We start from the raw sequence: 21,045 nt of genomic DNA, 5'->3' as shown, positions 1-21,045 counted from the left end.
GTTCCTCACGCCTTCATCGCGCCTGATATCAGCGCATCGATCAGCGTCTCGACCTCGATGCGTGCCTTCAGCTTGCCGGCAAAATCGGCGCCGGCCGCCTTTGCAGGCGCGGGCAGCGTCTCATATTCTGTGAGCGCCTTGGCATAGTCGCCCTGATTGACCGCCACCTCCATGCGCGCAATGGTTTCCGGCGCGCCGGCGCCCTGGACAGCGCCGATCGGCCGGACCTTGACCAGCGATTCGGCGCTCGACAGAAGGTTCTGCAGCAGCCCGGCATTTTCGTCGACCGGCGTGGCCGCCGCGACCATGGCGTTGGCGGCGGCATCCATCTGCGATGCGATCTCGGTGCGGGTCTGGACGCCCTTTTGGGCGTAGGCGCGCAGAGCCGCAAGCTGCGGCGCGTCCGGCGCGATCGCGGCGAAGGTCTCGAGTTCGGCACCAAACGGCGCGCCACGGTCGAGCGCCGCCTTCAGTGCCGAAGCGGCGATGGCGAGCGCGACCTTCGGCTGTCCGGCCTGCGCCTCGACTTTCCCAGAAAGCTGCGACACCGACTGCTCCAGCGCGGTGAGCCGACTGTCCTGCTTCGCCGCCGCCTCGCCGGCCGATTTCACCAGCGCATCGAGGCCAGCCAGCCTTTCATTGAGCGGACCGAGATCGACTGGGGCCGAGTTGCCGGCCTTGCCGAGCGCCGTAACCGCCGTCTCGATCTGCCTGACCTTGTCGCCAAGCGCGGCCAGCCCGGCATTGTCGCCCGCTCCGCCTTGCTCGACCGCCGATTTGAGCGCTGCGACATCCGTCCTGACCTGATCCAACGCCGCGGACAACCCGTCGACCTTGGCCGACGCACCGCCGTCGCCGGCTTGCCTCAGATCCGCGATCTCGGCTCTGAGCGCGGCGATTTCGCCGTTGACGCCTTCGAGCGAGACGCTGGGAGCGGACCCCGGCGCGCCGAGCAGGCCGGCGAACTGCAATCCGCCGGCGCCGACCAGTGCGATGACACCGCCGATGATGCCGGCCGCGATGCCGTTGACCCGCTTCGGCGGTGGCGGTGCGGATGCGGTTTTCCCGTTCCCCGCCGAGGCGCCGGTTACTGGCCCGGCCGGTTCAGGTTCGGCGCGCTTCGCCGATGTGTCCTCGAAACTGTAGTCGAAGGCGCCGGCCTTGCCAGCGGCGTCGTCCCGGGAACCGGGGTAGGCTGCCGCCGGTTCGTCCGCCTTGGCGGCGCTTTCCGCGGATCGTTCCGATCGGGGCGCTGTCGCCTCGGCGTGCTCCCAGGGTTCTAGATCGGTCTGGTCGGCGTGCACAGGCTCTTCGGGCGCCTCCGGCCGCGAGGCGTTCGCGGCTTCCTCCGCCTTGGCCTCGTCGGTTTGCGCCCCGGCCCTGGCGGCATTCTCGTCGGCGATGCGGGAAACGGCGCCGGGCTCAAGTTCGATGGTCACCGGCTCGCGGCGGCTTTTCGAATGTCGCATCTTCGGCGTCTTGACCATGCTTGGGCTCCGCAAATTCGCTTGGGGATGGTTCAAAGAGGGTCTAGCACATCACCAAGCGGTGAAAAGGGGCGGTGTGATGACGCGGCTCAGGACCCGGGCCGCAAAAGCGAAAGCAGCGCACCCTCGTCGGGCCGCGCGGCTATGTGGATGCGGTCGCCAGCGACGTCGCCAAGGACGGCGGCGATGCGATGCGACAGGGCAAAAACCCGCGTCTTGTCAAAGGCTTCATGCAGCGCAGGCCGCCTGACCAAGGCCTGCAGCGCAGCAGCCGCCCTGGCGGAATAGAGCAGCACCGCATCCGCGGTTTGCCCCGACAGACGGGCAAGCACGGCCTCGTCCGAATAGGTCACGGCGAGCGTGTCGTATGTCTCGACGGGGCGGACCCCGACATCGGCAGCTTGCAGCCGCTGCTCGAATGCCGGGAAGCGCACGCGTCCGCAGAGATAGACAATGGTCTTGCCCTGGAATTCGCCGGCAAGACTGCCAGCAAGACCTTCGGCATTGCCGGGACCTTCGCTGACGGACAAAAATCCTGCTTCACGCGCGGCTTGCGCGGTCCTCTTGCCGACGGCATGGCAAGGCAAGTCCGAAAGCCGGGCGACGACCTCCTTAGGCGCAAAGCGCACGCCATTGGCGCTGGTCACCGCAACGGCCACGGCATTGCCGATGACGAGGTCCGTATCGATCGGCAAGGCCACCGTCTCGGTCAGCGGCAAAAGCAGCGGTAGAAACCCCATGTCCTTGAGCATTCGCGCGGTGCGGGAGGCGCCCGGTTGAGGCCGCGTCACCAGAACGCGCTGCACCGTCAGGCCCAGCCGTCGAAGAATGTCTCGCCGGCCCTGGCCCGCACCGTCCTTGCCGCCTCTTCACCGATGCGGGCGGCATCCAGCGCCAGGCCTTTCATCTCGACCATGTGCGACTGCGTGCCATCAGGCGAGATGATCAATCCCGCGAAAGAAAGGTCCGCGCCGTCTATCACGGCATGACCGGCAATCGGCGTGCGGCAGGAGCCGTCGAGGGCCGCCAGGAAAGCGCGCTCGCAAGCCAGCGCCTGTCCGGTCGGCAGGTCGTGGATGGCCGCCAGCATCTGTTCGACGTCGCCATCGCCTATGCGGGTTTCGATGCCGATCGCGCCTTGGCCCGGCGCCGGCGGAAAGATGTCGAGCGGGATCAGATCGGTGACCACGTGGCCGAGCCCGAGCCGCTTCAGCCCGGCATGGGCGAGGATGGTGCCGGCGGCAACGCCTTCATTGAGCTTGCGCAGCCGCGTCTGCACATTGCCACGAAACATCACCACGTCGAGATCCGGCCGCATGCGGCGGATCAGCGCCTGCCGCCTGAGCGACGACGAGCCGACTTTGGCGCCACGCGGCAGGTCTGCAATCGTCTTAGCCGCCTTGCCGACGAAAGCATCGCGCGCGTCCTCGCGCGGCAGGAAAGCAGACAGCTCCAGCCCATCGGGCAACTGCGTCGGCATGTCCTTCGAGGAATGCACGGCAATGTCGATCGCGCGGGCGAGCAGCGCCTCCTCGATCTCCTTGGTGAAGAGGCCCTTGCCGCCAGCTTCCGACAGCGGCCGGTCCTGGATGCGGTCGCCGGTGGTCGAGATGACGACGATTTCGAACGCTTCTTGCGGCAAACCATGCGCCGCCATAAGCCGCGCCTGGGTTTCCTGCGCCTGCGCCAGCGCCAGCGGGCTGCCGCGTGTTCCGATCTTCAAGATTGTTTGCATGGCGCGCGGTCCGTGATAACCCCCCGGCAAGCGAAGTCGCCTTTTCCGGGCGTCTCCTACCGGGGAATGCCCCGATACACAATCCTTGGGGACAGCGACCAATTGATCCGCGTTCTGGGCATTGAAACGAGTTGTGACGAGACCGCCGCCAGCGTCGTGGCGTTGGAGGGCGATGCCGCGCCCAAAATCCTGTCCAATATCGTGCTGTCGCAGATCGAGGAGCATGCCGCCTTCGGCGGGGTTGTGCCGGAGATCGCCGCGCGCGCCCATGTCGAGGCCCTGGACGGCATTGTCGAGGCAGCCCTTGCCGATTCGGGCGTGGCGCTGGCCGACATCGACGCCATCGCCGCGACCGCAGGTCCGGGCCTCGTCGGGGGCCTCATCGTCGGGCTGATGACGGCCAAGGCGATCGCGGCCGCAACCGGCAAGCCGCTGATCGCCGTCAACCATCTCGAAGGCCATGCCTTGACGGCGCGGCTGACCGATGGGCTCGACTTTCCCTATCTCCTGCTGCTGGTCTCCGGCGGCCACACACAGATCCTGGCCGTGCGCGGTGTCGGCGACTACCAACGCTGGGCGACGACCATCGACGACGCGCTCGGCGAAGCATTCGACAAGACGGCCAAGATGCTTGGCCTACCCTATCCCGGCGGTCCCAATGTCGAGAAGGCGGCGGCATCGGGCGATGCGGGTCGTTTTGCCTTCCCGCGTCCGATGAAGGGATCGGCGCAGCCCGATTTTTCGTTCTCCGGCTTGAAGACCGCTGTGCGCCAGGCGGCGAGCGCGATCGAGCCCTTGAGCGACCGGGACGTCGCCGACATCTGCGCGTCCTTCCAGGCGGCGGTGGCCGACGCGCTGGGCGACCGTGTCTCGCGCGCGCTCGCCCGGTTCCGCCGGGAATTCCCCGACACGGCCGCGCCGGCGCTGGTCGTCGCCGGCGGCGTCGCCGCCAACCATACGATCAAGGCGACGCTGGAACGGCTGTGCGCCGAGGCGCGCTTCGCCTTCGTCGCGCCACCGCTGAAACTTTGCACAGACAATGCGGCAATGATCGCCTGGGCCGGCATCGAGCGGATGCGCGAAGGCCTGGCGCAAGAAAACGGCTTCGATTTCGTGCCGCGCTCGCGCTGGCCGCTGGACAGCATCTCCGCGCCGATGATCGGTTCGGGCCGGCGCGGGGCCAAAGCATGAGCAAGGAGGGCATGAGCGAAGAAGGCATGAGCGGCATCGAGATCGCGCCAACCGGCTGGCGCGTTGCCGTGCTCGGTGGCGGGGCCTGGGGTACCGCTTTGGCGCTGGCCATGCTGCGCGCCGGCCATTTCGTCCGCCTTTATGCGCGCGACCCGGAGACCGTCGCCGCAATCGACCACGGCGAAAATCGACGCTATCTGCCTGGCATCGCGCTCCAGGCCGGCATCGTGGCGACGAGCAACATCCAAGCCGCGCTCGACGGTGCCGATTGCGTGCTGGCGGTGACGCCGGCGCAATCGTTGCGGGCCATGCTTGCTCACGCCAACGGCCATATGCCGGCCGGCGTCCCACTGGTGCTATGCGCCAAGGGCATCGAGCGCGACACCGGCGCTTTGCTGTCGGCGATCGTCGGGGAAATCCTGCCTGTGAATCCGGTCGCCGCTCTGTCCGGTCCGAGCTTCGCCACGGACGTTGCCCGGGGCTTGCCCACGGCGGTAGTGGTTGCCGCCCGGGACGAGGCGCTGGCGGCCAAGCTTGCCGCGCGCTTCTCGGCGGAAAATCTGCGCTGCTATTCGAATGATGATTTGATCGGCGTCGAGATCGGCGGCGCCTTGAAGAACGTCTTCGCCATCGCCGCGGGTGCCGTCACCGGCGCCGGGCTCGGCGCCAGTGCCCAGGCCGCCATGGTGACGCGCGGCTTCGTCGAACTGCGCCGCATCGGTGCCGCCTTCGGCGCCAGGCCCGAGACGTTGATGGGGCTTTCCGGCCTTGGCGACCTGCTGCTCACCTGCTCGTCCACGCAATCGCGCAACTTTGCCTACGGACTGGCGCTCGGCCAGGGCAAGCCGCTTGGCGGGCTGCCGCTGGCGGAAGGCGTGCCGACGGCGGCGATCGCCGCCCGCATCGCCACCGAGCGCGGCATCGACGCGCCTATCATCGCCGCAGTCGCCGCCATACTGGACGGCACCATCACCATCCGGCAGGCTGTGGCGGCCTTGATGACCCGGCCGCTGAAGACCGAAACCGACGATTGATTCCAGCATCAGGAGACAGAGACATGTTGTTCGCGTTGATTTGCAAGGACAAGCCCGGAAGCATGCAAGTGCGCATCGATACGCGGCCGGAGCACCTCGCTTTTCTCGAAGGGCTGAATAGCGACAAGAAGCTGGCCTTCGCCGGTCCGTTCCTCGACGCCGACGGCAAGTCCAACGGCAGCCTCGTCGTCGTCGAAGCGCCTGACATGGCAGGCGCGCAGGCGCTGTCGGCAGCCGATCCCTATGCCAAGGCGGGACTGTTCGAAAGCGTCGAGATCCGCCAGTGGAACTGGACCTTCAACAAGCCGGCGGCTAATTAATCGGCACAAGGCTGGAGGAGCAATACGAATGAACTACTGGCTGTTCAAATCCGAACCCTCGGTCTTCTCGTTCGAGGCGTTGAAGGCCAAGGGCAAGGCAGGCACGCAATGGGACGGCGTGCGCAACTATGCGGCGCGCAACAACATGAAGGCCATGCAGATCGGTGATCTCGGCTTCTTCTACCACTCCAACGAGGGGCTGAACGTGGTCGGCATCGCCGAAGTGTGCGCACTGGCTCATCCCGACACCACATCGGACGATCCGCGCTGGGAATGCGTCGACATCCGCGCCTTCAAGGATGTGCCGAACCCGCCGACGCTGGAGCAGGTCAAGGCCAATCCCAAGCTCGCCGACATGGCGCTGGTGCGGCTCGGACGGCTTTCCGTGCAGCCGGTGACGCCGGCCGAATGGAAGGAAGTCTGCCGCATGGGTGGCCTGACGCCGGCTCCGTGACGGTTCTCACGAGCCATAGCGCCGAACGCTTCATCCTCGACAATACGGCGCTGATGGCGCCGCCGCATGTGCCCGAGATTGCGCTGTATCTTGCCGACGAGGCGCATGATCTGTGGCAGCGGACGGAGGACGAGCTGGTCGAGATCGGGCTGCCGCCGCCTTTCTGGGCCTTTGCCTGGGCCGGCGGCCAGGGGCTTGCCCGCCATATCATCGACAATCCGGCCATGGTGCGGGGCAAGCGCGTGCTCGACTTCGCCTCCGGCTCCGGTCTCGTCGCCATCGCCGCAGCCAAAGCCGGCGCGGCAGGGGTGACCGCCGCCGACATCGACCCGTTCTGCGCCACGGCGGTCCGCCTCAATGCGCAAGCCAATGGCGTCGCGGTCGAATTCGTCCAGAATGACTGCGTCGGAACGGATGCGGACTGGGACGTGGTTCTTGCCGGCGATGTCTTCTACGACAAGCCGTTCGCAGACCGGCTGACGCCCTGGTTCGCGGCTCTGAAGCGGCGCGGCGCCGATATCCTGATCGGCGATCCCGGCCGCTCCTATCTGCCGCGGTCGGGGTTGGAACCGCTTGGCGTCTACCAGGTGCCGGTGACGCGGGCGCTCGAGGATGCCGAGATCAAACGCACCACCGTCTGGCGGTGGAGCACCGCGCGCCCGGCTTGACGCCGCCACTGAACAGGCGTTTCCATGAGCTCCGTATCAGAGGGGGATATCATGGATTTTTCAGCGGTTAACTGGCTGGCGGTGATCGTCGCCGCAATCCTGGCGTGGCTGTTCGGCGCCGGCTGGTACACCGGTTTGAGTAAGCCATGGCTGAAGGCTGCAAAACTCGATCCGGCGACCATGAAGAAATCGTTGCTGCCGTTTCTCATCTCTTTCATCGCCGAGTTGGTCATGGCGCTTGTGATGGCCCTGGTCGTCGGCGCGGTGACTGGCGGCGAGCCGACATTGCTGGCGGGACTGGTCTTCGGTTTCGTGCTTTGGCTCGGCTTCGTCGCAACCACGCTGTCGGTCAATCATCGCTACGAGAATTTCGGCTGGGACCTGACCATCATCGACGGCGGCCACTGGCTTGGCGTGCTGTTGATCGTCGGCGCCGTGGTCGGCTGGTTCGGCGCCGCAGCGAGTTGAAGGCCTCCGCTACACCCGGTCCGCGGTTTGGGATTTTGCCATTTCCTCCAGAATCCACGTGCGAAAGGCAACGATGCGCGGATCGTTCACCAGTTCCTTGGGATAGACCAGGAAATAGGCGAATTCCGGCGCGACCTTGATGCCGAGTTCGAAAGGCCGCACCAACCTGCCTTCGGAAAGGTCGTTGGCCACCATGGCGAAATCGGCGAGCGCCACGGCGCTGCCCTCCATCGCCGCCTGGACCGCGTCGGCCGAGGTGCCGAAAACGATGGTGCGGCTGTCGTCGAAATCGTCGACGCCGGCTGCCGCCATCCACATGCGCCAGTTCGGCCAGGTCACGCCCTGACGCGCCCATTCGATATGGGCAAGCGTGTGATGGAAGAGATCGCGCGGTTCGCGCAGCGGCGGACCTGACGCCAGCAGGCTCGGGCTGCATACCGGGATGATGACGTTGTCGAACAGCCGATGCGCGCAAAGTCCCGGATATCTGCCGGCGCCGAAGCGGATGCCGACATCGACATCGTCAAGGTCGAAATCCCGCAATCCGTAGGCGATGTCGAACCTGAGTTCGATGCCTTCATGTTTTTTTCGAAAATCCTCGACCCGCCGCATCAGCCATTTCGTCGCGAATTGGGCGTCGAGCGTCACTTTCAGCAGCGTCGTGCCGCGCGTCATCTTCTGTGCCCGCGAGACGGCCTTGCCAAGCAGGTCGAGCGCATCGGCAGAGGCCTCGAACAGCACCGTTCCGGCCTCCGTCAGCCGGATGCTGCGGCTGGAGCGCGTGAACAGGACGATGCCGAGCTGGTCTTCGATCTCCTTGATCTGGTGGCTGACGGCGGCTGGTGTCAGGCCGAGTTCGTCGGCGGCCCGGGTGAAATTGAGATGCCGGGCCGCTGCCTCCAGCGTCCTCAGCGCCCGGGTTCCCGGCACCAGGCGGGCCATCAGCGTGGCCCCAGAACAGACGCGGTCATGGCGTCCTGATCCTCAAAGAAAACTTGATAATCCGGAAAGAACTACTCGTTTCTCTCCAATCTTTCAATCGGGCATGATGCGACCATCGAACCAATATCAAACCGGATTTTATGTCCGGATGGAAGGAACCGTATCATGTCTCACATAGCTTTGAGAGCTCCCGCGAGCCGGCTGAACTGGCTGACCGCCGCGTTCGACTGGCTCCGCCAGGCCAAGGTCGCGGCAAGCCTGCCGCAGGACGACATCGAGGACCTGTCGGATCGCCAGTTGCGCGATGTTGGCGCCACGCGCAAAGACGTCTCCCGCGCCATGGACCGCGAACTCGGCCGGCTGGGCCTGCTCGACATCGGCTGGCAGGTAAGGAAAAGGGAATAGGAATTAGGAGTAGGCAATAGAAAGAGAACCCTACTGCCTACTGCCTATTCCCTACACCATTCCCTACCTTACCACCCTCACCACCGTCCGGTCCGACAGCAGCGGCAAAAGGCGCGCCATCGTGCGTGCGGTCACCGCGACGCAGCCTTGCGTGGGCGTGAAGCCCGGGCGCGCCAGGTGGAAGAAGATGGCGCTGCCGCGTCCGCGGCGGCGCGGCGTTATATTCCAGTCGAGCACAAGGCAGGCATCATAGAGCCTGTCGTCGCGCCGCATGCGTTCGTGGCTGGCGCCGTAGGGGATCTTGACCGGCCTGTTATAGTTTCGGTCGTCGGGCACTTCGCACCAGCCGAGATCAGGCCCGATCGGCGTCATCGCCAGCCGGGTGATGCGGCCGCTGGAGAAGTGGTCTCCACGGAAATAACCCGACAGGATCCGCATTTGGCCAAGCGGCGTGGCGCCGTCGCCTTCGCGCTTGCCCGCCGAGATGCCGCCACGCCCCAGCGCGCAGGCAAACACCGTTCTGCCCGCCTGCAGCAGCCCCTGGCTGGGACGGCCGGGCCTTGCCCGCACGGTCAGCACCCGCAGTCCTTTTCGCAAAATTGCGCCGGCTGCATTGCGATCGTGTTTTTTCTTGTATGATCGTGCCACGGAACAAATCACTGTGATCGGCTGTTGTGCCGGTCAGCTTCCGCATAAACAGGCAGCGGTCAACTGAATTTTCTTTTCAAAACAACGGATTGATCCATGACTTCACGAACCATCCTGATCGTCGACGACGATGACGACCTGCGCGGCACGTTGGTCGAGCAATTGTCCCTTTATGAGGAATTCGACGTGCTGCAGGAGTCCACTGCGGCAAAAGGCGTCGCCGCGGCGCGTGGCGGCCTCATCGACCTGCTGATCATGGATGTCGGCCTGCCCGACATGGACGGCCGCGAAGCGGTGAAGATCCTGCGCAAGGGCGGCTACAAGGCGCCCATCATCATGCTGACCGGCCACGACACCGATTCGGACACGATCCTTGGCCTCGAAGCCGGCGCCAACGACTACGTGACGAAGCCGTTCCGCTTCGCGGTGCTTTTGGCGCGCATCCGCGCGCAGCTGCGCCAGCACGAGCAAAGCGAGGACGCCACCTTCTCGGTCGGCCCCTACACCTTCAAGCCAAGCCAGAAGCTGCTGATCGACCCGCGCGGCGCAAAGGTGCGGCTGACGGAGAAGGAGGCCTCGATCATCAAATATCTCTACCGCGCCGACCAGAAGGTGGTGACGCGCGACGTGCTGCTCGAGGAGGTGTGGGGCTACAATTCCGGCGTTACCACGCACACGCTGGAAACCCATGTGTATCGCCTGCGCCAGAAGATCGAGCGCGATCCTTCCAATGCGGAAATTCTTGTGACAGAAAGCGGTGGCTACAAGCTGGTTCCTTAAACATTTTATTATCCAATAAGCGGTCTGGGCGGGGCTGCTTTTGGGTGCGATCCTGTTGGAGCGGGATTCTGGATCGCACCGCAGAGGAGGGATTGGACTGACCGTTCGGGGACACAGCTAGATGGCGCTGGATGACGACATCCGCATCCTGTCAGCCGTGAGGCTTTTCGAGGGCTTCACGCAGGAACAATTGCGCCTGCTCGCCTTCGGCGCCGAGACCATGCTGCTGCAGGCAGACCACAAGCTCTATCGCGAGGACGATATGGCTGATTCGGCCTATATCGTGGTCAGCGGAGAGATCGTGCTCTACCGCGAGCAGACAGGCGAACGCATCCCTATCGGCACGGCCGGCCCCGGCACCATGCTGAGCGAACTGGCGCTGATCGCCGACACCAACCGGCTGACCAGTGCATCGGCCGCGGTCGATTCGGAGGTGATCCGGCTCAGCCGAAAGATGTTCCGCCGCATCCTGGAGGAATATCCGGATTTGGCGGCACAGCTCCACCAGCGCATCCTGGAAGACTTTCAGGCAATGATCCACCGCATCGAGAAGCTGGCGCCGCGCTTTTCCGAGTGAACGGGAGAGACAGGTGGAGTTCCGGCTGGTTCGCGCCACCGAAAATGACCTGCCCTTCATCATGGCGACCGAGCGGCTTGACGCAATTGTCGCCGGAGTGGGAAAAGCGCCGGCCCGGCTGATCAGTCCAGGTTGAACCGCGCGATGACCGGAACATGGTCCGAGGGACGTTCCCAGCCACGCGCCGCCCGCAGGATTTCGTAGCCGGTGAAATCAGGCACCAGGTTCGGTGACGACCAGACATGGTCAAGCCGCCGGCCGCGGTTGGATGCCTCCCAGTCCTGCGCGCGGTAGCTCCACCAGGTGTAGAGCTTCTGTTCTGATGGCACGTTGAGCCGCATCAGGTCGACCCAGTCGCCGGCCAGCCGCATGGCCTCGAAACTCTCCGTCTCGACCGGTGTATGGCTGACCACGTTGAGCAGTTGCTTATGCGACCAGACATCGTGTTCGAGCGGCGCGATGTTGAGGTCGCCGACCAGGACCGAGGCGGACACTTCGCTGTGTTCGGCGCGGATTGCGTTCATCTCGGCGACGAAATCGAGCTTGTGCCTGAACTTGCGGTTGACCTCCGGGTCCGGTTCGTCGCCGCCCGCCGGAACGTAGAAATTGTGCAGCAGGATCGTCTTGCCGCCGGCCCGCACGGTCACCGACAAATGCCGGCTGTCGTCGATGTCGCAGAAGCGGCGCTTCTCGACCACCGCGATCGGCCGGCGCGCGACCGTCGCCACGCCGTGATAGCCCTTCTGACCGTGAAAGGCGATGTGCCCGTAGCCGAGCCTGCGGAAGGCCTTTTCGGGGAACAGCTCGTCGGGAACTTTTGTTTCCTGCAGGCAAAGCACATCGGGCGCGTATTCATCGAGCAGGCGCTCGATGATCGGCATGCGCAGGCGAACGGAATTTATGTTCCAGGTGGCGATGGAAAAGGGCATTTGGCGGGTCCGGCGAAAGATCGCCGAACTACTGCCAGCCCCGCGCCATAAAGACAAGCATTGCAGCAGTTGCGGAGGTCGGCGCCGCGCCGCCGACACTGCACGAAAGGCTTCGCCAGCGCGAGGAAAGCTATCTGGTTTTCGTATTCAGCTCGCGATTGGCCGTATAGTCGATGGCAAACGTGTCGGGAGCGAAGCTGACGCCTTCCTTGGTGTTGAAGATCATCACCGTGGTGTCCTTGCCCTGCGCATCGGTGATCGTCCACTGGCGCAGATCATAGGTCTTCGGATCGAACATCATGGTGATCCGCGCATTGCCGAACACCGACTTGTCCGAGAGCTGGATGGTGGTGAGGTCGTCCTCTTCCTTGACGCTCTTGACGCGGTTTCCGGAGAGGTCGATCCGGTCGTCGAGCAACAGTTTCAGCGGCGTCTTCGACAAGGGATAAAGATCGGACGTGTTCAGTTTCTTGTTGAGGATGACCACCGACTTGCCGTCCGAAATCACCCGGAAATTCGAGGATCCGTCATAATTGAAGCGGATCTTGCCCGGTCTTTCCAGGAAGAACTTGCCGCCGGTCTGTTCGCCCTTGGGGCCGAACTGCACGAATTCGCCGCTCATCGACTTAACCGAGGAAAAATGATCGGCGATCTTCTGCGCGGCTGCCGGCACGGCCGCCTGCGCGGACGCCAGCAACTCGAATCCGGGCACCACGTTGAGGGCGGCAGCGCCCGCGAGCACCAGGCCGAGGCCAAGCAACTGGCGGCGCGTCGGGGCAAGATCGCCGAGCGCGGAAAGATCGTTTTTCATGTCGGTCACTCTCATCTTGAGTCCTGATTTGTTGTTGTCCTGAACCCCCAGTTGGGCTGAAGTTTGACGGCGCGAACACTGCTTGACCGCTTGAACGCGCCAGAAGGTTCAAAGTTGCCGCCGGTATTTGTCGCGATCAGAATTTGTCCTCTTCGGTCGGCACCAGGATCTCGCGTTTTCCGGCATGGTTGGCGGGGCCGACAATGCCTTCTTTTTCCATCTTCTCGATGATCGAAGCGGCGCGGTTGTAGCCGATGCCCAGACGCCGCTGGATGTAGCTGGTCGAGGCCTTGCCGTCGCGCAACACCACGGACACCGCCTGGTCGTAAGGATCGTCGGAATCCTCGAAATTGCCGCCGCCGCCGCCCGAGCCGCCCTTGCCGGAGGGCTCGTCCTCGTCCTCATCATCGTCCTCGGTGATGGCGTCGAGATATTCCGGCACGCCCTGCAGTTTCAGATGCGCGACGATCTTCTCGACCTCGTCGTCGGAGACGAACGGGCCGTGCACGCGCTGGATGCGGCCGCCGCCGGCCATGTAGAGCATGTCGCCCATGCCGAGCAGCTGCTCGGCGCCTTGCTCGCCCAAGATGGTGCGGCTGTCGATCTTCGACGTCACCTGGAAGGAGATGCGGGTGGGGAAGTTGGCCTTGATGGTACCGGTGATCACGTCGACAGACGGACGTTGCGTCGCCATGATGACATGGATGCCGGCGGCGCGCGCCATCTGCGCCAGGCGCTGGACGGCACCCTCGATGTCCTTGCCGGCAACCATCATCAGATCGGCCATTTCGTCGATGATGACGACGATGTAGGGCATCGGCTCGAGGTCGAGATTCTCGGTCTCGTAGATCGCCTCGCCGGTCTGGCGGTCGAAGCCGGTCTGCACCGTGCGCGAGATCTTTTCGCCCTTCTTCTCCGCCTGTTGGACGCGTGCGTTGAAACCGTCGATATTGCGCACGCCGACCTTCGACATCTTGCGGTAGCGGTCTTCCATCTCCCGCACGGTCCATTTCAGCGCAACCACCGCCTTCTTCGGGTCGGTGACGACAGGCGTCAAAAGGTGCGGGATGCCGTCATAGACCGAGAGCTCCAGCATCTTGGGATCGATCATGATCAGCCGGCATTCCTGCGGCGTCAGCCGGTAGAGCAGCGACAGGATCATGGTGTTGATGGCGACCGACTTGCCCGAGCCGGTGGTGCCGGCGACCAAGACGTGCGGCATCTTGGCGATATCGACGATGACCGCCTCGCCGTTGATGGTCTTGCCCAGCGCCAGCGCCAGCTTGGCCTTGGTGGTCTCGAAATCGCGGCTGGCCATGATTTCCCTGAGATACACCGTCTCGCGCTTGGCGTTCGGCAATTCGATGCCGATGGCGTTGCGGCCCGGCACCACGGCGACGCGGCAGGCGATGGCGCTCATCGAGCGGGCGATGTCGTCGGAGAGGCCGATGACGCGCGATGATTTGATGCCTGGCGCAGGCTCCAGCTCATAGAGCGTGACGACGGGGCCGGGGCGGACATGGATGATCTCGCCCTTGACGCCGAAATCCTCCAGCACGCCTTCGAGCAGGCGGGCGTTCTGTTCCAGCGCGTCTTTCGAGAGGCTCGGGTCGCGCGCGACGTTCTTCGGTTCGGACAGGAAATGCAGCGACGGCATCTCGAATTTTTCCGAGCCGATCAACGAGGCCTGCGCCTCGCGCTGGACGCGCGCACCCGGAGCCGGGCGCGGCGCCGGCGCTTCAACGCGCGTGGCGGCATCCGAGCGGAACGGCTGGACTTTGGCGGTGGAAGCCGCGCGACGCTGGACGAGGGGTTCATCGTCGAAATCGACATCGTCATCGCCGGTGTCGAAGCGATCGTCGAAGACGTCATCGTCCGGATCGACGGAAACGCTGCGGTCGTTGACCATGGCGGCGAAGAATTCCGGTTCGACGCGGGCACGGCCATCCGGGCTCATCCGCTGCTCGGCGAACTCGGCCGATTCGACCCGTTCGGCGGCACGCCGCCAGGCGCTGGCGCGCGGCTCCATTCCCGGCTCGAATTCGTCCCGCCGCTGCCTGCGGCGCACGGCGCGGCGGTGCATCCACGCGCGGAACGAAAGCCACCAATGGGTCATTGCGCCGAGCGCCAGTATGCCTTCGTCGCCTTCATCCTCGTCATTGTCGAACAGCAGCTCATCCTCACGCGGATCGGCGGCGGCCGGTTCCTCCATGACGGCGAAACCGTTCTTGCGTGCGATCAGCGCCGAACCGTAGGCGAATAGCCATAGCGCCGGACCGGCCATCAGAATGGCGAGCACGCTGGCCACCAGCCCGGTCGGATAGCCACCGATGACAACGCCCGGAATCTTCAGTACCATGTCGCCGAACACGCCGCCGAGCCCGGTCGGCAGCGGCCAGGTCTTGGGCGGCACCACGCAGCCGGCGATCGCGGCGGCCAGCAGGGCAAAGCCGAACCAGAACAGACCGCGCCTGGGCAGCCTGTCGACGCCACGCGCCGAAAACAGCAGATATCCCCAGATCACGGCCGGAACCAGCGCCGCCACGGCGGCAAGGCCGAAGAACTGCATGGCGATGTCGGAGAAGACAGCACCCGCATAGCCCATGGCATTGGTGACGGTGTTGGCTGTGGCGTGCGAGAAGCTCGGGTCGGCGACATTCCAGGTGGCCAGGCTGGCGACGCCGAAAGCGGTGAACGCGAACATGCCGGCGCCGACAAGCCGGCCGACCTGGCGTCGCGCGAATGCCTGGATGCCGTGCCCCGTATCGGTCAGCGCGAGCGGTGCTGAAGCCCCTGAACGCATGCTCTTCCCCGTCAGTGATTGCCTGGCCCGAGCGCGTGACGCACTTCGGCAGATTTGGCTGCCAGACTATGCGTGGGAAGGTTAAGGCCGCATTAACCATGGCAAGGGCCCCAGCCGCCTGCCGCAAATAACAATGGCGAGCCTCACGGCCCGCCATTTCTGCATCGGCAACGGCAGGGTGACCAGGCTCGGTGGGCCTGATCCGCCGCGGTCTCAGTTGGCTCCGCCGAGCGCCTGGACGTTGGCGCAGAACTCGGCATGCGGCTTGCTCATCGCCGCGTCCTGGCATTCCTTCTTCATCGCATCCTGCTTTTCCATTGGCATGGCCATGAAAGCGGTCTTGAATTCCGCCATCGGCTTCATGGTTTTCATGCTGGAATCGGTGAAGAACGGGGCCATATTGTCGGGTTCGTCGAGAGCCCCGGCAAATGCCATGCCGCTGACCATGGAAAGAGCGAGCGCGCCGAGACAGATATTCTTGACGTTCATTGGATAGTTTCCTTCCCTATTGTTTGCAACGACCGCCGAACAGTGGTCGTGCCCGGGAGTTCGATGCCAAGACGGCCGATGTTTCCTCGAAAATCTCAATCACGCGAACGTGATTGCGTTCGTCCAACCAAACGGGCTCCAAAAAAAGAGGCCCGGAGCGATCCGGGCCTCAAGGCGTGAGCACCTTGCGGAGCGTCACGACGGGATTTCAAAACAGTTCCGGAAGACGTGCAGCGGTTTTCCGTACGTGATTACCGAAAGAGATGGGACCGGCGGGAGGAGGTCCGCCGGTCCCATCGCAAAGAGGCCTTACGGCACCACTTCGCCGTGCTGGCTGATGTCGAGACCCTCGACCTCTTCCTGGGTCGACGGACGCAGGCCGACGAGCGCCTTGACGATGTAGAGGATGACGAAGGTGGCGATTGCCGTCCACAGGATGGTGAAGACGATGCCGTAGAGCTGCTTGCCGATCGACGCGCCCGAGGAGAGGCTGTTGATTGCCGGGTCGGCGAGCACGCCGGTCAGCAATGCGCCGACCACGCCGCCGACGCCATGGACACCGAAGGCATCGAGCGAGTCGTCATAGCCGAACATGTGCTTTACCTTGACCGCCGAGATGTAGCAGACGACGCCGGCGACGATGCCGACGATGAAGGCGCCCGTCGGGTTGACGAAGCCGGAAGCCGGCGTCACCGCGACAAGGCCGGCGACGGCGCCGGAGATGATGCCGAGCACCGAGGGCTTCTTGGCGACGATCCATTCGGCGAACATCCAGGCCAGCGCCGCTGCCGCGGTGGCAACCTGGGTGTTGAGCATCGCGGCACCGGCGAGGCCGTCGGCGGCGAGTTCCGAACCGGCGTTAAAGCCGAACCAGCCGACCCACAGCAGCGAAGCGCCGATCACGGAATAGACCAGGTTATGCGGCGCCATGTTGGTGGTGCCGTAGCCTTCGCGCTTGCCCAAGACCAGGGCGCAGACGAGACCCGCGACACCGGCATTGATATGGACGACCGTGCCGCCGGCGAAGTCGAGCACGCCGGCAGCGCCGAGGAAGCCGCCGCCCCAGACCCAATGCGCGATCGGCGCATAGACGACCAGCAGCCACAGCGCCATGAAGATCAGCAGGGCCGAGAACTTCATGCGCTCGGCAAAGGCGCCGGCGATCAGGGCCGGGGTGATGATGGCGAAGGTCATCTGGAACATCGAAAAGACGAATTCAGGAATGTTGGCCACGCCCGGCGCCCACAGCGTCGAGGTGGTGATGCCGTGATGGAAGAACTTCGAGAAGCCGCCGAGATAGGCATTCATGCCGCCGCCGTCGGAAAAGGCCAGCGAATAGCCGAACATGAACCACAGCACCGTCACCAGGCAGGTGATGGCGAAGCTCTGCATGACGGTGGCAAGCACGTTCTTCTTGCGCACCATGCCGCCGTAGAACAGTGCCAGGCCGGGGATGGTCATCATCAGCACCAGCGCCGTCGAAGTCAGCATCCAGGCGGTGTTGCCGGTGTCGAGCGCCGGGGTGGGAGCGGCCGGCGCGGCGGCAGCCGCGGCCGGAGCCGCTTCCTGCGCGAGGGCGGCGACGCTGCCCAACGCTGCGAGAGCGAGCGAGCCAAAAAGGGCGGCGCGTCCCGTCTTCTTCAAGGTGGAAGGAATATTCATTGAACTCTCCATTGGAATACGTGTTCGCCGCTTCAGAGCGCGTCGGTGTCTGTTTCGCCGGTGCGGATGCGCACCGCCTGGTCGATGCCGAAAACGAAGATCTTGCCGTCGCCGATCTGACCGGTCTTGGCGGCTGCGGTGATGGCCTCCACGGCCTTGTCGACCATGTCGGCGCTGACCGCGACCTCGATCTTGATCTTCGGCAGGAAACTGACCGCGTATTCCGCCCCGCGATAGATTTCCGTGTGCCCCTTCTGACGCCCGTAGCCTTTGACTTCGGTGACGGTCAGGCCCTGGATGCCGACGGCGGTAAGCGCTTCGCGTACCTCGTCGAGCTTGAACGGCTTGATGATTGCCATCACGATTTTCATAAGGTTTCACCCTTTTGCTGTTGCGGTCCCCCGCGTTTGCACACCTTCACCGATCCCGAGGAGCCGGAGAGTGCCGACGAGGATTCAAGCTCCGTGCCAATTGCCGAAGCAGCGTGTTAACCTGTTGTAAACAAAGGAATTGACGCGCCCGCAATCGCACCGTGCCGATGGGCGCGGCACAGCTTCTGCTCAATAATTAAGCAATTTTCTGAAAACGCCTATTTGGGAGGCTTTGGGCGAAAGGACTGCTCAACGCTTGAGCCGGATCAAGCCTTCCTGGGCCATCGAGGCGATCAGCGTACCGTCGCGGGCGTAAAGCGTGCCGCGGCTGAATCCGCGCGATCCCGAGCTCGAGGGGCTGTCCTGCGCGTAGAGCAGCCAGCCGTCAAGCGAATGCGGGCGGTGGAACCACATCGAATGGTCGAGGCTGGCCGCCTGGATGTCGGGATCGAACAGCCCGCGCCCATGCGCGAAGGTCGAGGTGTCGAGCAGCGTCATGTCGGAGAGATAGGCGAGCAGCACCGATTGCAGCGCGCGGTCGTCTGGGACGGGACCGGCGAGGCGGATCCAGACATTCTGCCGGGGCGGCAGCTTGTCACGGCTTTCATAGTGCTGGAGATTGACCGGCCTGAGCTCCAGCGGCCGCTCGCGCGCCCAGAAGCGTCGCACCGCTTCCGGCACCCGGTCGGCCTTTTCGAGCAGTTGGCGCTGCGTCTTCAGCCTTTCCGGCGGCGGCACGTCGTCGGGCAAAGCGAACTGGTGCTCCAGCCCCTTCTCATCGACCTGGAACGAGGCCTCCAGCGAGAAGATCGCGTTCCCGTGCTGGATCGCCAGCACCCGGCGGGTGGTGAAGGAGCCGCCGTCGCGGATGCGGTCGACCTCGTAGATGATCGGCACCTTGATGTCGCCCGGCCGCATAAAATAGCCGTGCAGCGAATGCACGTAGCGGTCGGGCTCGACTGTCCGCTGCGCCGCCACCAGCGCCTGGGCGATGGTCTGGCCGCCGAACACGCGCTGCCACTCCACCTGGGGGCTGCGACCACGATACAGATTGTGTTCCAGCCTCTCGAGGTCGAGAATGCGCAGAAGCTCGTCCATGGCCGCCGTCATGTGTCGTGACCTCGCCTCAAAATTTCCTCGGCGGGTTTCCGACAGGAAGGACTGGCCGTCAAGGGCGGTGGCAGGCTGGCTTGCAAGGAGCGAAGACCATGGAAGGCAAGGCAGAGGCGAAAACCAGGTCCGGGCTCGATGTTCTGGTCGCCGGCGCCGGCTATGTCGGCCTGGCTGCCGCCGTGTCGCTGAAACAGGCGCAACCGGAGCTTGCCGTGGCCCTGGTCGATGCCGCGTCCGCCGGCTCCTGGCAAAGGGACGGGCGCGCCTCGGCCATTGCGGCGGCCGCCTGCCGCATGCTCGAGCGGCTCGGCGTCTGGGCCGAGATCGCGCCGGAAGCGCAGGCGATCACCGAGATGATCATCACCGATTCGCGTACCGCCGATCCTGTGCGCCCGGTCTTCCTCACCTTCGACGGCGAGGTGGCGCCGGGCGAGCCCTTCGCACATATGGTGGCCAACCGGGTGCTGAACGGCGCCTTGCGCCGCAGCGCCGAAAAGCTCGGCGTCGACATCATCGAAGGCGTTGCCGTGCAAGGGTTCGAAACCAATGGTGCGGGCATCACCGTGCATCTGGCCGACGGCGCGGCGCTGAAGGCGCGGCTGCTGGTCGCCGCCGACGGCGTCAACTCGAAGCTGCGTGACATGGCCGGCATCAAGACGGTGAAGTGGGAATACGGCCAGTCCGGCATCGTCTGCACCGTGGCACATGAACGGCCGCACAACGGTCGTGCCGAAGAGCATTTCCTGCCCGCCGGACCCTTCGCCACGCTGCCGCTAAAGCCGGGCGAGGACGGCTCCAACCGCTCGTCGATCGTCTGGGTCGAGCGGTCGGAAGATGCTCAGACGCTGGTCGCCGGCGACGACCTCCTCTTCGAGCACGAACTGGAACAGCGTTTCGGCCTCAAGCTTGGCGAGATCCGCGTCGCCGACAAGCCGCGCGCCTGGCCGCTGGGTCTTACCATCGCGCGCGCCTTCGTCGCGCCGCGCGTGGCGCTTGCCGGCGATGCCGCCCACGGCATCCACCCGATCGCCGGCCAGGGCCTCAATCTCGGCTTCAAGGATGTCGCCGCCCTGGCCGAGGTGATCGTCGAAGCCGACCGGCTGGGCCAGGATATCGGCGCGCTCGACGTGCTCGAGCGTTACCAGCAATGGCGCCGTTTCGACACGGTGCAGATGGGCGTCACGACAGATGTGCTGAACCGGCTGTTTTCCAACGATATCGGCCCGCTGCGCGCGGTGCGCGATATCGGCCTCGGCCTGGTCGAACGCATGCCGCGGCTGAAGGAATTCTTCATCCGCCAGGCGTCGGGGCTTTCGGCCGGCACGCCGCGCCTTTTGAAGGGCGAGGCGATCTGACCCGCCGCGCCATCTATGACCCGGGCACGTCATAGATCGCCCGGACCTCGATCGTGCCGAGTTCGGCCAGCGGAATGCCGCCAGCGATGTCCAGCGCCTCCTGGAGGTCCTTCGCCTCGATCATGACGAAGCCGAGCAACTGCTCCTTGGTTTCGGCGAACGGGCCGTCGGTGACCAGCCGCTTGCCCTTGCGACGGCGCACGGTCTTCGAGGTCTTCACCGATTGCAGCGCCTGCGCGACGATGAGCTTGCCTTGTTGGTCCAAGGACCGGTCATAGGCCAGCGAATCGGCGTCGAGCTTGGCCGATCCTTCCGGAGTGAGCGCGTAGAGGTCTTTCTCCTCACCATAGACCAGGCAGACATATTTCATTTCGCGCTCCCTTGCTGCGATGAATCATAGGATGCGGCGACGAGCGTGTCAGCCTTGCCTTCGACCGCTGCCGCATGGTCGAGAAGGCATGCCGCGACCGCGACGATGGCGACAGCCGCCAGCAGCCTGCGGACACCGGACGGCGGCGGCTCCAGCCAGAAGTCCTGCCGTCGTTGAGCCTTGCGGCCCGGGGTCTTCCATATTGCGAAAAACAGATTGTCCATGTGAACCTCCATCCGGCCACAATCCCGTGGTCGCCCGCAGGACGGTCGGGCCGAATGGAAGCCGACATTTTTGCACGCGGATTTTTTTCGAAAGGAATGAACCGTCATCACGCCGTGGTCCAAACAGCGCAGTGTCGTAAGCAGATGAGTTGTCCGGATTAGGTAGCACGTGAGTTGTCCGGTTTTATCGCCAGCGGATGGAGGCTGGG

The 21,045-nt window shown here is 64.5% G+C and carries 24 protein-coding genes; 10 read left to right on the top strand and 14 right to left on the bottom strand.

The annotated features are described in order from the left end of the window. Nucleotides 1–5: 5 nt before the first annotated feature. The 3 genes from FJ951_RS05995 to hemC all read right to left on the bottom strand — a co-directional run bounded on the left by FJ951_RS05995 (nucleotide 6) and on the right by hemC (nucleotide 3,222). Complete coding sequence (locus FJ951_RS05995) at nucleotides 6–1,487, bottom strand: COG4223 family protein (protein ID WP_140513960.1); 1,482 nt, start codon at nucleotides 1,485–1,487, stop codon at nucleotides 6–8. Between the two features lie 89 nt (nucleotides 1,488–1,576). Beyond that, nucleotides 1,577–2,293 carry a uroporphyrinogen-III synthase gene (locus FJ951_RS05990; RefSeq protein WP_140513959.1) on the bottom strand — a complete coding sequence of 239 codons (717 nt, stop codon included), beginning with the start codon at nucleotides 2,291–2,293 and terminating at the stop codon, nucleotides 1,577–1,579. A gap of 2 nt (nucleotides 2,294–2,295) precedes the next feature. After that, nucleotides 2,296–3,222 carry a hydroxymethylbilane synthase gene (gene hemC, locus FJ951_RS05985; RefSeq protein ID WP_140513958.1) on the bottom strand — a complete coding sequence of 309 codons (927 nt, stop codon included), beginning with the start codon at nucleotides 3,220–3,222 and terminating at the stop codon, nucleotides 2,296–2,298. Nucleotides 3,223–3,327: 105 nt separating this feature from the next. Here hemC and tsaD point away from each other — a divergent pair, with 105 nt between their 5' ends. From tsaD to FJ951_RS05955, 6 genes are read left to right on the top strand one after another with little or no spacing between them, the layout of a single operon-like run. Further along, on the top strand, nucleotides 3,328–4,413 hold the full coding sequence (gene tsaD / locus FJ951_RS05980; protein ID WP_181167281.1) for a tRNA (adenosine(37)-N6)-threonylcarbamoyltransferase complex transferase subunit TsaD: 1,086 nt from the start codon (nucleotides 3,328–3,330) through the stop codon (nucleotides 4,411–4,413). Beyond that, entirely contained in the window at nucleotides 4,410–5,447 is a 1,038-nt protein-coding gene (locus FJ951_RS05975; RefSeq protein ID WP_246671685.1) for an NAD(P)H-dependent glycerol-3-phosphate dehydrogenase, read from the top strand. Before tsaD ends, FJ951_RS05975 begins: the two co-directional genes overlap by 4 nt. A gap of 23 nt (nucleotides 5,448–5,470) precedes the next feature. Continuing rightward, nucleotides 5,471–5,767 carry a YciI-like protein gene (locus FJ951_RS05970; protein ID WP_140513955.1) on the top strand — a complete coding sequence of 99 codons (297 nt, stop codon included), beginning with the start codon at nucleotides 5,471–5,473 and terminating at the stop codon, nucleotides 5,765–5,767. A 28-nt stretch (nucleotides 5,768–5,795) separates the two neighbouring features. Continuing rightward, nucleotides 5,796–6,221, top strand: coding sequence for an EVE domain-containing protein (locus FJ951_RS05965; RefSeq protein ID WP_140492656.1), 426 nt, complete (start codon nucleotides 5,796–5,798; stop codon nucleotides 6,219–6,221). Continuing rightward, on the top strand, nucleotides 6,218–6,889 hold the full coding sequence (locus FJ951_RS05960) for a methyltransferase (RefSeq protein WP_140513954.1): 672 nt from the start codon (nucleotides 6,218–6,220) through the stop codon (nucleotides 6,887–6,889). The genes FJ951_RS05965 and FJ951_RS05960 overlap by 4 nt, the downstream gene beginning before the upstream one ends. Before the next feature lie 51 nt (nucleotides 6,890–6,940). Continuing rightward, entirely contained in the window at nucleotides 6,941–7,357 is a 417-nt protein-coding gene (locus FJ951_RS05955) for a DUF1761 domain-containing protein (protein WP_140513953.1), read from the top strand. Nucleotides 7,358–7,366: 9 nt separating this feature from the next. Here the strand turns inward: FJ951_RS05955 and gcvA are convergent, their stop codons facing one another. Next, on the bottom strand, nucleotides 7,367–8,299 hold the full coding sequence (gene gcvA, locus FJ951_RS05950; protein ID WP_140492662.1) for a transcriptional regulator GcvA: 933 nt from the start codon (nucleotides 8,297–8,299) through the stop codon (nucleotides 7,367–7,369). 165 nt (nucleotides 8,300–8,464) lie between these two features. On the opposite strand from gcvA, the gene FJ951_RS05945 reads away from it, so the two are divergent. After that, nucleotides 8,465–8,704 (top strand): hypothetical protein, encoded by a 240-nt coding sequence (locus tag FJ951_RS05945; RefSeq protein ID WP_140513952.1) that lies wholly within the window; start codon nucleotides 8,465–8,467, stop codon nucleotides 8,702–8,704. A 63-nt stretch (nucleotides 8,705–8,767) separates the two neighbouring features. On the opposite strand, the gene FJ951_RS05940 is transcribed toward FJ951_RS05945, so the two are convergent. Then, a complete protein-coding gene (locus tag FJ951_RS05940) occupies nucleotides 8,768–9,304 on the bottom strand; it encodes a L,D-transpeptidase (RefSeq protein WP_181165209.1) in 537 nt (178 codons plus the stop codon). 144 nt (nucleotides 9,305–9,448) lie between these two features. On the opposite strand from FJ951_RS05940, the gene FJ951_RS05935 reads away from it, so the two are divergent. Together FJ951_RS05935 and FJ951_RS05930 are read left to right on the top strand one after the other, a co-directional pair. After that, a complete protein-coding gene (locus tag FJ951_RS05935; protein ID WP_091576052.1) occupies nucleotides 9,449–10,132 on the top strand; it encodes a response regulator transcription factor in 684 nt (227 codons plus the stop codon). A gap of 121 nt (nucleotides 10,133–10,253) precedes the next feature. After that, nucleotides 10,254–10,709 (top strand): cyclic nucleotide-binding domain-containing protein, encoded by a 456-nt coding sequence (locus FJ951_RS05930; RefSeq protein ID WP_140492671.1) that lies wholly within the window; start codon nucleotides 10,254–10,256, stop codon nucleotides 10,707–10,709. 122 nt (nucleotides 10,710–10,831) lie between these two features. Here the strand turns inward: FJ951_RS05930 and FJ951_RS05920 are convergent, their stop codons facing one another. The 7 genes from FJ951_RS05920 to tesB all read right to left on the bottom strand — a co-directional run bounded on the left by FJ951_RS05920 (nucleotide 10,832) and on the right by tesB (nucleotide 18,884). Then, nucleotides 10,832–11,638, bottom strand: a complete 807-nt coding sequence (locus FJ951_RS05920) for an exodeoxyribonuclease III (protein WP_140492674.1) — start codon at nucleotides 11,636–11,638, stop codon at nucleotides 10,832–10,834. 130 nt (nucleotides 11,639–11,768) lie between these two features. Next, nucleotides 11,769–12,449, bottom strand: a complete 681-nt coding sequence (locus tag FJ951_RS05915; protein ID WP_140513951.1) for an outer membrane lipoprotein carrier protein LolA — start codon at nucleotides 12,447–12,449, stop codon at nucleotides 11,769–11,771. Between the two features lie 136 nt (nucleotides 12,450–12,585). After that, entirely contained in the window at nucleotides 12,586–15,252 is a 2,667-nt protein-coding gene (locus FJ951_RS05910) for a DNA translocase FtsK (protein ID WP_140513950.1), read from the bottom strand. A gap of 213 nt (nucleotides 15,253–15,465) precedes the next feature. Then, complete coding sequence (locus FJ951_RS05905; protein ID WP_140513949.1) at nucleotides 15,466–15,741, bottom strand: hypothetical protein; 276 nt, start codon at nucleotides 15,739–15,741, stop codon at nucleotides 15,466–15,468. Between the two features lie 309 nt (nucleotides 15,742–16,050). Beyond that, nucleotides 16,051–17,403: an ammonium transporter gene (locus FJ951_RS05900; protein WP_140513948.1), complete on the bottom strand. Its 1,353-nt coding sequence runs from the start codon at nucleotides 17,401–17,403 to the stop codon at nucleotides 16,051–16,053. 32 nt (nucleotides 17,404–17,435) lie between these two features. After that, on the bottom strand, nucleotides 17,436–17,774 hold the full coding sequence (locus FJ951_RS05895; protein ID WP_013528889.1) for a P-II family nitrogen regulator: 339 nt from the start codon (nucleotides 17,772–17,774) through the stop codon (nucleotides 17,436–17,438). Between the two features lie 249 nt (nucleotides 17,775–18,023). Continuing rightward, nucleotides 18,024–18,884 carry an acyl-CoA thioesterase II gene (gene tesB / locus FJ951_RS05890; protein WP_140513947.1) on the bottom strand — a complete coding sequence of 287 codons (861 nt, stop codon included), beginning with the start codon at nucleotides 18,882–18,884 and terminating at the stop codon, nucleotides 18,024–18,026. Between the two features lie 98 nt (nucleotides 18,885–18,982). Here tesB and FJ951_RS05885 point away from each other — a divergent pair, with 98 nt between their 5' ends. Next, nucleotides 18,983–20,242, top strand: a complete 1,260-nt coding sequence (locus tag FJ951_RS05885; protein WP_140513946.1) for a ubiquinone biosynthesis hydroxylase — start codon at nucleotides 18,983–18,985, stop codon at nucleotides 20,240–20,242. 13 nt (nucleotides 20,243–20,255) lie between these two features. Here the strand turns inward: FJ951_RS05885 and FJ951_RS05880 are convergent, their stop codons facing one another. Both FJ951_RS05880 and FJ951_RS28695 read right to left on the bottom strand, forming a co-directional pair. Further along, the gene (locus FJ951_RS05880) at nucleotides 20,256–20,612 is read right to left on the bottom strand and encodes a YciI family protein (RefSeq protein ID WP_140492691.1); all 357 of its coding nucleotides are present in this window, start codon (nucleotides 20,610–20,612) and stop codon (nucleotides 20,256–20,258) included. Continuing rightward, a partial coding sequence (locus FJ951_RS28695) for a hypothetical protein (RefSeq protein ID WP_246671684.1) occupies nucleotides 20,609–21,045 on the bottom strand: 437 nt, incomplete at its 5' end. The genes FJ951_RS05880 and FJ951_RS28695, both read right to left, overlap by 4 nt.

It is taken from the genome of Mesorhizobium sp. B2-2-3 (genome assembly GCF_006442405.1).
GTDB lineage: Bacteria > Pseudomonadota > Alphaproteobacteria > Rhizobiales > Rhizobiaceae > Mesorhizobium.
The sequence above is the reverse complement of the archived record's forward strand: the minus strand, read 5'-3'. Positions and strand labels throughout refer to the sequence as shown.

Coding starts and splice junctions, on each gene's coding strand:
- FJ951_RS05995 (WP_140513960.1), bottom strand. CDS start 1,487: ATGGTCAAGACGCCGAAGATGCGACATTCGAAAAGCCGCCGCGAGCCG.
- hemC (WP_140513958.1), bottom strand. CDS start 3,222: ATGCAAACAATCTTGAAGATCGGAACACGCGGCAGCCCGCTGGCGCTG.
- FJ951_RS05975 (WP_246671685.1), top strand. CDS start 4,410: ATGAGCAAGGAGGGCATGAGCGAAGAAGGCATGAGCGGCATCGAGATC.
- FJ951_RS05970 (WP_140513955.1), top strand. CDS start 5,471: ATGTTGTTCGCGTTGATTTGCAAGGACAAGCCCGGAAGCATGCAAGTG.
- FJ951_RS05965 (WP_140492656.1), top strand. CDS start 5,796: ATGAACTACTGGCTGTTCAAATCCGAACCCTCGGTCTTCTCGTTCGAG.
- FJ951_RS05955 (WP_140513953.1), top strand. CDS start 6,941: ATGGATTTTTCAGCGGTTAACTGGCTGGCGGTGATCGTCGCCGCAATC.
- gcvA (WP_140492662.1), bottom strand. CDS start 8,299: ATGGCCCGCCTGGTGCCGGGAACCCGGGCGCTGAGGACGCTGGAGGCA.
- FJ951_RS05945 (WP_140513952.1), top strand. CDS start 8,465: ATGTCTCACATAGCTTTGAGAGCTCCCGCGAGCCGGCTGAACTGGCTG.
- FJ951_RS05935 (WP_091576052.1), top strand. CDS start 9,449: ATGACTTCACGAACCATCCTGATCGTCGACGACGATGACGACCTGCGC.
- FJ951_RS05930 (WP_140492671.1), top strand. CDS start 10,254: ATGGCGCTGGATGACGACATCCGCATCCTGTCAGCCGTGAGGCTTTTC.
- FJ951_RS05920 (WP_140492674.1), bottom strand. CDS start 11,638: ATGCCCTTTTCCATCGCCACCTGGAACATAAATTCCGTTCGCCTGCGC.
- FJ951_RS05915 (WP_140513951.1), bottom strand. CDS start 12,449: ATGAAAAACGATCTTTCCGCGCTCGGCGATCTTGCCCCGACGCGCCGC.
- FJ951_RS05910 (WP_140513950.1), bottom strand. CDS start 15,252: ATGCGTTCAGGGGCTTCAGCACCGCTCGCGCTGACCGATACGGGGCAC.
- FJ951_RS05905 (WP_140513949.1), bottom strand. CDS start 15,741: ATGAACGTCAAGAATATCTGTCTCGGCGCGCTCGCTCTTTCCATGGTC.
- FJ951_RS05900 (WP_140513948.1), bottom strand. CDS start 17,403: ATGAATATTCCTTCCACCTTGAAGAAGACGGGACGCGCCGCCCTTTTT.
- FJ951_RS05895 (WP_013528889.1), bottom strand. CDS start 17,774: ATGAAAATCGTGATGGCAATCATCAAGCCGTTCAAGCTCGACGAGGTA.
- tesB (WP_140513947.1), bottom strand. CDS start 18,884: ATGACGGCGGCCATGGACGAGCTTCTGCGCATTCTCGACCTCGAGAGG.
- FJ951_RS05885 (WP_140513946.1), top strand. CDS start 18,983: ATGGAAGGCAAGGCAGAGGCGAAAACCAGGTCCGGGCTCGATGTTCTG.
- FJ951_RS05880 (WP_140492691.1), bottom strand. CDS start 20,612: ATGAAATATGTCTGCCTGGTCTATGGTGAGGAGAAAGACCTCTACGCG.